The 13,188-nt window shown below is 45.8% G+C and carries 11 protein-coding genes; 5 read left to right on the forward strand and 6 right to left on the reverse strand.

The annotated features are described in order from the left end of the window. Nucleotide 1: 1 nt before the first annotated feature. The 6 genes from NT178_10600 to NT178_10625 form a co-directional block, all read right to left on the reverse strand. Nucleotides 2-709, reverse strand: a complete 708-nt coding sequence (locus NT178_10600; GenBank protein ID MCX5812978.1) for a PASTA domain-containing protein — start codon at nt 707-709, stop codon at nt 2-4. After that, nucleotides 706-2,019 (reverse strand): 16S rRNA (cytosine(967)-C(5))-methyltransferase RsmB, encoded by a 1,314-nt coding sequence (rsmB, locus tag NT178_10605; protein ID MCX5812979.1) that lies wholly within the window; start codon nt 2,017-2,019, stop codon nt 706-708. Before rsmB ends, NT178_10600 begins: the two co-directional genes overlap by 4 nt. Nucleotides 2,020-2,041: 22 nt before the next feature. Then, nucleotides 2,042-2,893: a zinc metalloprotease HtpX gene (htpX, locus tag NT178_10610; GenBank protein ID MCX5812980.1), complete on the reverse strand. Its 852-nt coding sequence runs from the start codon at nt 2,891-2,893 to the stop codon at nt 2,042-2,044. Between the two features lie 177 nt (nt 2,894-3,070). Beyond that, nucleotides 3,071-3,634, reverse strand: a complete 564-nt coding sequence (locus NT178_10615; protein MCX5812981.1) for a response regulator — start codon at nt 3,632-3,634, stop codon at nt 3,071-3,073. Next, entirely contained in the window at nt 3,631-6,501 is a 2,871-nt protein-coding gene (locus NT178_10620) for an FIST C-terminal domain-containing protein (GenBank protein ID MCX5812982.1), read from the reverse strand. Before NT178_10620 ends, NT178_10615 begins: the two co-directional genes overlap by 4 nt. 237 nt (nt 6,502-6,738) lie before the next feature. Further along, complete coding sequence (locus NT178_10625) at nt 6,739-8,196, reverse strand: aldehyde dehydrogenase family protein (protein ID MCX5812983.1); 1,458 nt, start codon at nt 8,194-8,196, stop codon at nt 6,739-6,741. Nucleotides 8,197-8,708: 512 nt separating this feature from the next. Between NT178_10625 and NT178_10630 the strand changes: the two genes are divergently transcribed. The 5 genes from NT178_10630 (at nt 8,709) to NT178_10650 (ending at nt 13,023) form a co-directional block, all read left to right on the forward strand. Further along, nucleotides 8,709-9,473 carry an SDR family oxidoreductase gene (locus NT178_10630; protein ID MCX5812984.1) on the forward strand — a complete coding sequence of 255 codons (765 nt, stop codon included), beginning with the start codon at nt 8,709-8,711 and terminating at the stop codon, nt 9,471-9,473. Nucleotides 9,474-9,750: 277 nt separating this feature from the next. Continuing rightward, the gene (locus tag NT178_10635; GenBank protein MCX5812985.1) at nt 9,751-10,473 is read left to right on the forward strand and encodes an ABC transporter ATP-binding protein; all 723 of its coding nucleotides are present in this window, start codon (nt 9,751-9,753) and stop codon (nt 10,471-10,473) included. Next, complete coding sequence (locus NT178_10640; protein MCX5812986.1) at nt 10,454-11,176, forward strand: ABC transporter ATP-binding protein; 723 nt, start codon at nt 10,454-10,456, stop codon at nt 11,174-11,176. The genes NT178_10635 and NT178_10640 overlap by 20 nt, the downstream gene beginning before the upstream one ends. A 9-nt stretch (nt 11,177-11,185) precedes the next feature. Beyond that, complete coding sequence (locus tag NT178_10645) at nt 11,186-12,067, forward strand: branched-chain amino acid ABC transporter permease (GenBank protein MCX5812987.1); 882 nt, start codon at nt 11,186-11,188, stop codon at nt 12,065-12,067. Beyond that, a complete protein-coding gene (locus NT178_10650; protein MCX5812988.1) occupies nt 12,064-13,023 on the forward strand; it encodes a branched-chain amino acid ABC transporter permease in 960 nt (319 codons plus the stop codon). The genes NT178_10645 and NT178_10650 overlap by 4 nt, the downstream gene beginning before the upstream one ends. Nucleotides 13,024-13,188 lie beyond the last annotated feature (165 nt).

Below are 13,188 nucleotides of genomic sequence, written 5' to 3' on the forward strand. Positions count from 1 at the left end.
CTTATCCTCCGGGAATTGCTTTTATTTCTATCTCATCATCTGCTTTGAATATAGTTCTTAAAGGGATGGATGCTTCTATGGCCGGTTTTAAACGCATGTTATATTCGCTTTTCTCGTATGTTATTTTGTACTTTATACCTTTTTTATCCATTTCGTCTGAAAGCTCGGACAGATCCAGCGCTTTTACATCCGGCATTACATAGAGCATTTTTTGTTCTGTGCCGACAAAAAGCGTTATCCCTTTTCCTTCAAGCATATCTTCCCCACCCTTTGGTGTCTGGGCAATTATTTTGCCGACCTTTGGGCTGGGTACATAAATTGTCTTCTCGATTTTTAAGTTTATTCCTTTCAATATTTCTCCCACATTGTCGACCATTTGCCCTGTCAACACCGGAACGCGGATAAGCTCCGGTCCTTCAGACACAATTACCAGCACAATCCTTCCCTTCCTTGTAGATATGTTTGCCTCGGGCTTTTGTACCGTAATATGATTATAGGGAACATCATTTCTCCTTTCATATTTCACAACAGCAAGGGACAATCCCTTACTCTGAACCAATTGTTTTGCATCGTCAACATTCTTTCCCCGCACGTCCGGACATATAACGGTTCCTCCGGCTTTGAGTAAAACACTCACAGTAAGATACCCCGATAATACAAAAACTGCTATGGCTACCCAGAAATATAAAAAAGCCCTGAACCAGTTCATATTTTCCTGAGCCTTGCTATAAAAAATCCATCCATAGCAGTTTCATGAGGTAAAGATAAATAATATTCCATATTTTTATTAAACAGTAACGGTAGAGGATTTTCAAGTATAAACATTTCTTCTTTTTTAAACCTATCTACAACAAAGACGGTCTCTTCGGGCTCAAAAGAACAGACACTGTAGACAAGATGGCCACCCGGTTTCAGTTTTGTCCACAAAGACTTTAACAGGTTGAACTGATAGTCGCCAAATGCGGCAATGTCCTTTCCAGCTCTCCGCCATTTTATTTCAGGGTGTTTTCTGATAATCCCGAAAGAGGAGCACGGGGCATCAAGGAGGATTGCATCAAAAGCTCCGTCTTTGAAAGGACTACAGGCAGCATCGCCTATTACACGCATTATTGTGGGAGCTATGAATTTTAACCGCTTTATTTCGCTGTCCATTGCAATGATTGTCTGTACGTCAAACTGTTCTTTCATTTGTTCCGTTTTTGTTCCCTGACCCGCGCATGCATCCAGTATGAGACCACCCTTTTCGGACCGGATTGACAAGCCGGCAAGCTGGGAAGCTTCATCCTGAACATGGATAAGACCTTTTTTAAAAAGCTCATCTTTCAATACCGGGCCTATCCTCTCAACATACAGGGCCGATTCCAGAAAACGCCCCTTCTTTGTTCCGATACCTTTATCTTCAAGGCGGTGCATCACTTCGTCTCTCGAAATTTTGTTAAGGTTTACCCTGATACTGAATTCTGGTGGCTTGTTTAAGTTAGTAAGGAGCTTTATCGTTTCATCATATCCGAATCTTTTTAACCATCTGCCGATAAGCCATTCAGGAAAAGAATAAATAATTGATAAATTTGAAATTTGGGATCGACCAGCCTCCAGCGGGATTGAATCTTGCAAATTTTCAATTGTATGTATGCCGGCAGGGACAGGTCTGTGATGAACAACATCTGTTTCTCTTATAAAGTTTCTCAGCACTGCATTTACAAAGTTAGCAACAAATGGACCATGCTCATTCTTTGCATACTCGACTGATTCATTTACAATATGGTATGCACCCTTTTTCATAAACGAAATCTGATAAAGACTAACCCTCAAGAGGTGTTTTAGCTCATTTTTAACCGTTTTTCTGGCGTATTGAGAAAGTATCCAGTCGAGATAGCCTTTCCACCTCACTACACCGGACACTATTTCGTAGATCAGGCCCTTTTGGGCTTCTGTAAGTTTATACCTTGAGAATGAACGGTCTAAAGTCTCATCAAGGAAACTGCCGTCCTCTACCCTCTTAATTGCCTGAACACATATTGTTCTTAAGGTGCTACCGAAACTATCTTCTATATGCCAAATCCTCCAATCTCTTGATTCTTTCTTCTATTGGAGGATGGGTGCTGAAAAGGGAAAGCACCCCCTTTGCAGTAAAGGGGTTCATTATAAAAAGCGGAGCAGTGGACGGGTTCGCATCGTTCATCGGGCTACGTGCTATGCCTGTATGGAGCTTCTTCAAAGCTTCTGATAGAAAGAGTGGATTCCCTGTAAGTTTTGCTCCGCCGTCATCGGCAAGATATTCCCTTGACCTTGAAATGGCAAGCTGAATAAGCATGGCGGCAAAGGCAGCGATTATAGAAAAGATGATTACGCTGAATATATTACCGCCTCCTTCATCATCACTGCTGCTTCCGCCGAAAAAGGCTGCAAAGCGTGCCCAGTTGGCAATCATGGTGATTGCGCCTGCCAGTGTCGCTGCAACCGTCTGTATAAGTATATCTCTGTGTTTAATATGGGACATCTCGTGGGCAATAACACCTTCAAGCTCGTCCCGGCTTAATATCCGCATGATCCCTCTTGTGACGGCCACCACACCTTTCGATGGATCCCTGCCGGTTGCAAAGGCGTTGGGGCTTTCATTATCGATAATATAAATCCTGGGCATGGGGATAGACGCCTTTTGGGAGAGATTATTAACAATGCTGTACAATTGTGGAAATTCGCTCTGGGATGCTTCTTTTGCGCTATACATAGATAGAACAATCCTGTCACAAAACCAGTAACTGACAAAGTTCATGACAAGGGCAATGAGAAACATGACAGCAGCGCCGGTACTTCCGCCTATCATGCCTCCCAGGGCAACAAAAATTATCGTTAAAACAACCATCAGGAAGAAAGTCTTCATCTGGTTCATGTAAAGCCCCCTGTTTATTTGTATATTGCTACTATTATAAACATTTTTAAAGTTTTATCAAGGGTTGACAAAAAGACTACATGTTGAAAAGCATGATCCGATTTTACAATCCACTATTCAAAGATGCACTGTCGGCTTCGCCTGCGATGACCTGATTGAAAATTGGTGCAATGTGCTTTATCCAAGCATGGTGATAATAGCCTCTGAAACTTCTTTGAGCGACTTATTTTTGTCCATGCTGATCTTCTGAATCCTACGGTATGCCTGTGACTCTGTAAGGTGTTCCTTATCCATCAGGAGACCTTTTGCCCTGTCTACCAGCTTGCGCTTTTCAAGTTCGTCCTTGAGCCGTAATATACGTTCTGTAAGAGAAGATTTTTCCAGAAAATGTCTTACCGATAACTCGAGTGCAGGGGAAAGACTTTCCTCCCTGAAGGGCTTTGTGAGATATGCCATAACACCGGCATCCCGGGCCTGATCGATGAGATGGCGGTCGGAATAGGCAGTGAGTATTATCACCGGATAGCTGTCTGCTATCTTCCTTGCCAGGTCTATGCCGCTCATATGGGGCATCTTTATGTCCAGTATGACAACATCAGGCTTTTTCTGCTTTATCAGATCAAGGGCCTCTCTGCCGTCCCTTGCCTCGGCAATCACTTCATGGCCGATCCCCTCCAACAACTCTTTCAGGTCTACCCGGATTAGGGGCTCATCATCTGCAATTAATATTCGAAAGCTCATAACTTCAGATCATAGTAATTTTTCATTAAAGGAAATGTGACACATGCAGTTGTCCTTCCCTCTCCTCCCAATGTAAACCTGCCTCGCAGGTCGTCCTTAACTAACGTGCGCACAATTGTAAGTCCCAGATTGCCATCCTTATCAGGGTTGAAGCCTTCGGGCAAACCCGAGCCTTCATCCTTGATAGTCACTGAGACATTGTTTGCCGCCTCTTCAAGGATTATTGACAGTTTTCCTTCGCTCTGTCCTTTATAGGCATGACGGGCAGCGTTCTGAATCAGTTCGTTTAAAATCAGGGCAAGTGATGTAGCCTCTTTGGAGGGAATCATCATTGATGGCCCCGATATGTCAACTGCCATCTTCGGTTCAAACTGACCTGCAAGAGACAGTCTGCTTACATTATCCATGAGTTTCCGCAAATCCACCATGCCGATTTCTCCCTGACAGAGTGTTTCATGCACTACGGCAATGCTCATTATGCGGGATATACTGTCATTCAATGCCTGCTCTGCAGAGCTTCCATCAAGCCGCCTGATCTGCATCCGTAGAATGCTGGCGACATTCTGAAGGTTGTTCTTCACCCGATGATGGATCTCCTTCAAGAATGTTGTATGCTTCTGAAGATACCTGTTTTCTATAAAAATGGCAAGCTGATTGGTAACGCCTGAAAGAAACTCCATATTTTCCTGTATATGGTCATACTGGAAAAAAAGTTCATGATCCTTCTTCCAGAAAAGGTTCAGAATACCCATGATCTGTCCCTTGTATGAAATGGGCAGGGAAATAAAGCCTCTGTCAGAAAGGGCAGACATCTTCACCGGAAAGTCGTCTTTCGGTAGATCTGCTATGGAGACAGGTCTGCGATGTTCAATCTGCCATCGTGCAAGACCTTCATCGTTTTCATCATATATCTCCTTTGATGTCCTGTCCGCATCGGATGCATCCTTTACAAGGAACTTGCCGGCAGGGTCTATAAGCCAGAGGCTTACCGTTGAAAGCTTAAGGATACGCCTGATGTGCCTTGTAATATTTTTCAATTTTGTGTTTGTTGTAATAGACCTTGAAATTTCATTGCTCAAATGGTTTAAAATCTCCAACTGCACCAGTTTATTCGTTAGCCTCTTGTCTACCTCTATTCTTTGCAAGCCCTTGGCGGTAAGTCTTGCTATGGTTTTTGCAAGGGTCATATCTTCTTCGTCGGGCGAAACGATACCGGTCTTTCCTTTCAGCAGCAACACCCCGAACCGTTTGCTCTGGCTGTCAAGAGGGATGAAGATAAAACCGGAGGGTATGTTTTTCGTGTATATTTGAGTGGGAAATCCATTATTGTCGTGAGTTGTAGCTATCGAAAAGGTATGCCGGATATCCGCGGGCAGGTAGAACTTCCAGTCTGCCCAGGGGAAAAGGTTGTTAAGCCTGTCTGATAGCCGAGCAATCAGACGCATCATATCGGTTTCTTCCTGAATAATCCGGTTGATTTTACTCATTACCTTCATCTGGGTTTCTTTTTTGTTCAACCGTGACGTAAATTCGTAATAGATGCGTTTTCCTTTGTGTATCAATGCAGTAACAGGGTTCAGCTCATCTGAAAAGACAAGCGTTGAAACTGATTGGTTCTGGAAAACCGGCAGTCCGTCATCAGAAAGACCCTGCTCACCAAAGGTATAAAATCCGCATAAAGGGATCCTGGCTTTTTTGCGAAGAAGGTCCATTTCTTTTGACTCGTCAGACCCCATCAACCTCTTTCTTAAAGCACAGGAGAACATCATTGCAAAAGCCGGCTTTTTTAACCCTCCCTGGCGGATGGCCTTGTTATAGGCAGCGAGTCCTGCCCGAACAATGTCTTCTCTATTTGCTCGCATCAATGTGAGCACCTGGTCATTCCTCATCAGGGGTCCGAATTGTATTGAACCATCAGGCAGCACACATTCAGGGACATTGAGGAGCCAGTTGCCGTATAAATCGCTGGTACCAAAGGGAAACTGGCTGAACCAGATTACCCCGTCGCCCAGATGTTCAATAGGTATACCCAGTAAATCGGCACAGACATCAACTGCCGGTCTCCCGTCAAGTTCGTGAACAATGTGCCCTGATGCCCTTGTGACTAATGCACGTTGTGTGGTAGGGGAAAATCCATGTGCTGTTCCGAGACCGAAAAGGATATCTGTTTCTATAAAGGCCAGGGCTATAGCATCGTTGTAAACCACATCATTCATAATCTGATAGTTTGATTCGAAATGATAATTGTCGGAAGAACTCCCTCCGAATATGGGGATACGGTTCACCGAGGCTTTCCTGAGCTCTGTATGTATATCATGACTAAATGAAGCCTGTTTTTTTGTTGCACCCGGAGAGAAAACAATAAGGAACACAGGTGAAACCCCTGCCCCCCTCGACGTTGTCATGTTCAACATCTGGTGCAAAGGGTGGTCAGGGCTGAAATATCCTGAAACCCCTGCTTCGGCCAATGCCTGTCTGACAGCCTTTTTGTAATCAAAAGAAACATGCCTGCCGATACCTGTCCTTATCCGCAAATGCGGCGAGGCGATAACGGCAACGACTACGCTTCTCGAAAGATATCCATCAGCTATTTCCCCTGCGGTGCTCGTGCCTATGATTGGACAATCTCCGACAATTTCGGTAACCCCTCTGCTAACCTCTTCAATATTAAGTTCTGAGGAGGCAAAGACTATCGTTAACGTAGGTTTAAAACGATTAAGCCGTGTAAGGGCTTCGACCGCAGCCTTCCGGCCCATATCAGCATCCTTGCCTGTATGTGCCTTTCCAACACCCGTCTCAATATATGCACCCATATTCTTCGGCTGTAGCCCCGTTATGTCTTGATGGGAAATCTTATACAAATTCATACTCTATTATTTTCATATATGTCAACCAATCATACAGACTGAGCTGTGCCGTTATAGATAATCAGATCATCATGCAGTCCAATTTGGTATAAAGCCATGCAGGGAGATAGCCTTTTGATAGCAATCTTTTTTCCCTGCATGGCAGCCAAAAAAAAGGTCATAAACAGAACGGGGAGAGCAATCCAACCAATAAACCTCGAATATATCCTTTTTACGGCACCAGTCACAGCAAACACATTAAAAGGGATATTGGCGTGGAGTGAGCTGCATACTGATCCAACGCAGTTCGGTAAATTCCTCCAGAGCGGCCTTGCCGCCGAAGCGTCCCCAACCGCTATCCTTCACACCTCCGAAGGGCACCTGGGGTTCATCATGAACCGTCTGATCGTTTATATGAACCATTCCGGATTCGATACGTTCAGCGATGGCCAGACCTTTGGCTAAATCATTGGTGAAAACAGCAGCAGAAAGTCCGTACATGGTATCGTTAGCTACAGCTATTGCCTCCTCAACATTTTCAACCTCAATTACTGACACTACGGGGCCGAAGGTCTCTTCACAGGAAAATGGGGTACTGAGTTTAGCATTAACCAGTATTGTAGGATAGTAACATGGCCCCTCGGACTTACCGCCGTAGAGGATCCTGGCGCCATCGCGCACAGCAGCGTCCACACTGTTTTTGACCTGATCGAGTTGATACTGGTTGATAAGGGGGCCAATGATCGTATCCATTTCTTTCGGATTGCCAACCTTGTAAGTTGAAACCTTTGCCACAAATTTTTCAGTAAATTCTTTTGCAACGGGTTTTTCCACAATGATTCGGCGTGTTGACATACAGATCTGTCCCTGATGGAGGAATCCCCCGAAAGCTGCGGCGTTCACAGCAGCATTAATATCAGCATCGCGCAGAATGATCATGGGATTCTGTCCACCCAGTTCCAGAGCAACACGTTTTAAATGGCGTCCCGCCTTTTCAGCCAGTTGGCGTCCCACTGCAGTTGAACCGGTCAGGTTGATACGACGCACCTTCGGATGTTCGATGAATTCGTCTCCTATCTCGTTGCTCCCACCAGGTCCATTGGTAACAAGATTCAGAACACCTTTTGGAAAACCTGCTTCATGAAAGACCTCTGCAAGCACTACGCCGCCTGCTGCAGCCGCCTCCGTAGAGGGCTTTAGAACCGCTGTGTTTCCATAGGCAATAGGCATGCAGATAGAACGCAGCGACAGGATCAGCGGCGCATTCCACGGCCCTATGCCTGCAACCACACCCACGGGTTGGCGTATTGCCATATAAAATGCACCGGGCAGATCAGCAGGGATTATTTCACCGGTTGCCTGGTGCGCCTGTGCCGCAGCTTCGCGTAGTAAACCTGGGGTAAACATGGTCTGGAACATGGCAAAGCCAAATGTACAGCCCGTTTCCTCAGCAAGAATCTCAACAATCTCCATTTGTTTCTTTTCGAGAATGTCGGCAGCCTTCAGGAACAAAGCCTGGCGTTCAGCCGGAAGCGTATGCGACCATGATGGAAATGCCGCTACTGCTGCATCAATAGCCCGCTTTGCGTCAGCTTTCTTTCCCGCCGGCACTTTTGCAAAAACCTCGCCCGTGTAAGGGTTGAGATCATCATAGACCTCTCCGTTAAGGGCATCTACCCACTCACCGTTAATATACATTTTGTATTCTCTTGGCATCCCGATTCCTCCTTAATAGATTTTTTTGAGAATTAACACTGGTTAAGCTTTATTTTTATGCCATGCACCTCCCTTACTTGAGCATTTGATGTTTTGATCTTCGTTGCTTGTCAAACCTCTCATTAAAATAGAAAAGCCTCTCTTGACCTTCATCAGGCAAAAGAGGCTTCATTACCTCCAACAGGACAGCACTTCTGCTATCGATATAAGTAAGTCTACATTTTGATACGTAATGCCTCTTGTTCATCGCTTAAGTGAAGAAACAAAAAAACCTCTTTTACCCTTCATCGGGCAAAAGAGGCGTCATTACCTTAAAAATAGTAGTACAATTTCTTAATATAAATTGTCAAGTTTAATTTTCCGGGTGTCAAAAAAACTTGACATGAATTTCATTTTGCATATATAATCAGAAATATTTTAATGGAGAAATTCTCCAAATGACCAAGAGGTAACGAAGCCTCCTTTGCCTGATGAAGGGCGTAAGGAGGCTTTTTATATTAAAAGGAGGACATATGAGACTAAAGGGTAAAGTAGCAATTATAACAGGGGCTTCCCAGGGAATTGGAGCGGCATTCGCAGTCGGTTTCGCAAAAGAAGGTGCAAAGATCGTCATTGCAGACATTTCAGATGGAAGCAAAACCGCGAAAAGTGTGCTGAAAGCTGGAAGTGAGGCGCTTTTTGTTAAAACGGATGTAAGTAAAGAACAGGAATGCTTGGCCATGGCTAAAGCTGCTTTCGATAGTTTCGGGCATATTGATATTCTCATTAATAACGCAGCAATGTTTGCTAATATCGTACTAAAACCTTTTACAGAATTGAGCAGTGAGGAGTTTAAACATATAGTAGAAGTCAATACCAGTGGAGTGTTCCACTGCATTAAATCGGTCTTTCCCTACATGAAGAAGAAGGGAGGCAAAATTATTAACTTATCTTCTGCATCCATCCTGGAAGGCGTGCCGGGTATGCCCCACTATGTCGCATCGAAAGGAGCCGTGATGGCCTTGACCAGATGTATGGCACGTGAACTTGGCGATTTCAATATAAACGTAAATACAATTGCTCCCGGCTTTACCCACTCGGAAGGAGGAGATAAGTTCGATCACAACAAGGCATTGCCCCTGCCTCCTCTTGATGAACTGCAACTACAGGGTCGGTGTCTCAAAAGACCTGGTGTCCCGAAAGACTTAGTAGGACTTGCGCTCTTTCTCGCAACTGATGACAGCGCTTTTATTACAGGCCAGATGATAGTACATGATGGCGGCCTGTCGCTTTATTAAAGATATTAATGTAAAATGGGGATCATTCTTCCCGTGTTTTGAAGGACTGATACCAATTCGGATTCATTTATAGCACCCAGAGGGTACCCGGGCGACGACGAGCCGACGCAGGCGTAAGAGGGTTCATTTAGCTCACACAGTGAGCGAGAAGGGGAGGCTCCGCGAGCTTTGCTTGTGGAGGGGGCGACGTGAGCCCAAGAAATAGTGGAGAGGGAGGAGGAGGTAACGAAGTTATATGATTGAAGGCAAATTGGTATGATAAGGGGGTTACAGGGTCATGCTTCTTGAGGTATCAAACCTGAATAAACATTTTGGAGGTCTCCGGGTCCTTCAGGACGTTTCCTTTCAGTTGCATGAAGGAGAAATCTTGGGACTCATCGGTCCTAACGGGGCTGGCAAAAGCACTATGTTTAATGTGATTACCGGCGTATACAAGCCAGACGGAGGAACCATCATATTTCAAGGAAAGAGCCTTTTAGGTCTTAAACCCCACCGGGTATGCAGGAGAGGCGTTGCCCGGACATTCCAGCTTGTCAGAATCTGCCATACCATGACAGTTTTAGAAAACGTGCTTGTAGGCGCAATATACGGGAGAAGCAGTGGTAAGAAAAAGGCGCTGGATGAGGCCCTTGAGTGTCTGGAACTCCTCAACCTATCGGAAGTAAAGAATACCATAACAGCACATCTGACATACTCGGACCGCAAACTCATTGAGATAGCCAGGGCCATCGCGCCGAGACCAGGCCTTGCTCTCCTGGATGAACCGCTTGCTGGTTTGAATCCCACTGAAACGGAAAAGATCATGGACGTCATTCAGAAAATACGGAACACCCGCGGAGTATCCATCATCTGGATCGAACATAAAATGGACGCGGTCTTCAATCTCTGTGACCGTATTGTTGTACTGGATTACGGAAAGAAGATCGCAGAAGGCACATCCAAAGAAATAGCAACAAACAAGAAAGTGGTGGAGGCATACCTTGGCGAACCCATTACTTAAAGTAACTAATCTGAGCACCTTTTATGGCGATGCCCAGGCTTTGTGGGATGTTAGCTTTCAGGTTCATGAAGGCGAGGTTTTCTCTATCATAGGATCCAACGGCGCCGGAAAATCAACTATTCTAAGGGCTCTCTCCGGTTTGATACGTCCCTCTTCAGGACAGATTGAGTTCTTAGGATCAAGCATCGGTGGAAAAAGCCCTATGGAAATGGTGGATATCGGTATCTCTCTGGTTCCTGAAGGCAGGGGATTGTTTTCTACTCTTACGCTCATGGAAAACCTGGAACTGGGAGCCTTCACCAGGCGTGCCCGGCCTCTGATGGAAGAAACCATGGAACAGATGGCAGATATTTTCCCCATTATCAGGCAGCGGCCCAAACAGCTTGCCGGAAAAATGAGCGGAGGCGAACAGCAAATGGTGGCTATAGCAAGGGCGCTTATGTCTAAGCCCAAGCTTCTCATGCTCGACGAACCTTCCCTGGGCTTAGCGCCGATTGTTTTAAAGGGCATGTTCGAGATCATTGAGGTTTTAAAGGCACAAGGCGCAACTATTCTGCTTGTCGAGCAGAACATACATCAGGCGTTGAGAATTGCAGATCATGCCTGTGTAATTAAGACAGGAAGGATTACAATGATAGGAACGGGACAGGAACTTCTGGGCGATCCGGAAATCCATAAAGCTTATATGGGTTCTCTCCAGTGAGGAACAATTATGCCTATTGATATTCTTTTGCAACTTTTAATCAACGGTATTCTCTTCGGTGCAATGTATGGCATCGCAGCCATCGGACTCAGCCTGATTTTCGGGACAATGCGGATCGTTTTCATCGCCCAGGGAACCATGATCATCCTGGCAGCGTACGGCAGCTTCTGGTTATTCAAGTTGTGGGGAATGGATCCATATGTTTCAATCTTTTTCGTCGTTCCCGCTTCTCTGATCGTCGGAATCGGCTTCTATCAGGCTCTCTTTCGCAAGGTAGCCAAGGCGGGGCAATTTCCCACGCTCTTGATTGCTTTTGGCTTAATGGCGCTCCTGGAAAATCTAATGTTTGTAGTCTTTACCGGCAACTCGAGGGCGCTTCAGACAAGTTACTCGACTTACGCATTAACCCTGCTGGGCATGAAGATCTCTTTTGTCCGCCTCATGGTATTTGTGATGGCCATCCTGGGCGCCACGGGGGTAACTTTGTTTCTCAAGAAGACCCTGTTGGGTAAAGCAGTACGGGCGGCCTCTGAGAACCTGGAATATGCAATGCTGGTCGGCATTACCCCGCATCAGGTTAATACTGTTACATTTGCCTTAGGCATGGGGCTCGCAGGGCTCGCTGGCGTTGCTACGGCAACAACCTATGCATTCGATCCTTTCTCCGGGTTCGTCTTTGGCCTAAAGGCAATGATAGCCCTTGCTTTAGGCGGCATGGGCAATGTAGCAGGAGCCCTTCTCGGAGGAATACTGTTAGGCGTAGTTGAAAGCTATAGTGCCTTCTTTCTCTCCGGAGGATGGGCTGATGTAATTTCCTATGCAGTCTTTCTCCTTGTACTGATGTTCAAACCGGAAGGTCTCTTTTCCAGGGACACGAGTGCGAAATTATGAAAACGATGAATAAAAAACAATTTATATTGTCTGTCATTATCCTCGCGGTTTGCACCGCCGTTCCCCTTATTTTTGATCCTGAGACTTCCTATGTGGTCTACTTTCTGTTCATGGCCTTCATCTACGTCACCCTCGCTCAGGCATGGAATATCGTGGCAGGCTACACAGGACAGGTCACTCTCGGGCTCCATGCCTTCTTTGGTCTGGGCGCATACGTTATTGCCATCGGGTGGTCCCGGGAGTTGATTGGCTATCTTGACCCCCTGGGTATGTTTGCCGCCGGATGTGCTGCTGCTATTCTGGCCATCCTTGTAGGTATTCCGCTTCTCTCAAAGCTGAAAGGGGACTACTTTGCCCTGGGAACCCTGGGGCTCGGAGAGATATTGAGGCTTGTTACGATCCAGGGAGGAGCTTTTACTGCCGGTCCCACAGGTATCCTGCTCCCCTCTTCTTCCTTCAACACCCTCACCCCCCACTATTTCATTGCCCTCTTCCTCGCACTACTTGCCCTCGGCGTCACTTACTATATGACCAAATCCAATATAGGACTGGCGCTTGTGGCTGTGAGGGATGATGAGACTGCTGCCGCTGCGAGTGGTATTAACATACTGAAGTTTAAGGTTTTAGCCTTCGCGGTAGCGGCTTTTCTCGCGGGACTCTGCGGGGCGCTCCAAGCCTACTATATCTTCCATGTGGAGCCACAAGGGTTCTACAGTCTCAACTGGACCCTCTATCCTGTTCTCATGTGCGTTCTCGGGGGCGCCGGCACCCTATCCGGCCCTGTCATAGGGGCACTTTTTCTCACTGTTGTCTTCGAAATCGCCAAGTATGCTTTGCCCGAAATTCACCCCATATTCTCAGGACTGCTTATCATTTTTTCGATTATGTTCCTGCCAAAAGGATTGATTGGGCTTAAACCGGGTCGGATGTTCCAAAGGACAAAAAGGATTTCATAACGTGTAGTGTTTCAGTGAACGATATCCAATAAAAGGGGGTGATTAAGACTCATTCAGTACAACAAAATAAAAAAGGAGGATTTGAACATGGTGAAGTTAAGGAGTACATGGTATATCGGACTTTTTTTACTACTGGCGACAGCCTTCTTATTTTTGTCTACCGTC

It is taken from the genome of Pseudomonadota bacterium, assembly GCA_026388255.1.
In the GTDB taxonomy this organism is placed as follows: domain Bacteria; phylum Desulfobacterota; class Syntrophorhabdia; order Syntrophorhabdales; family Syntrophorhabdaceae; genus JAPLKB01.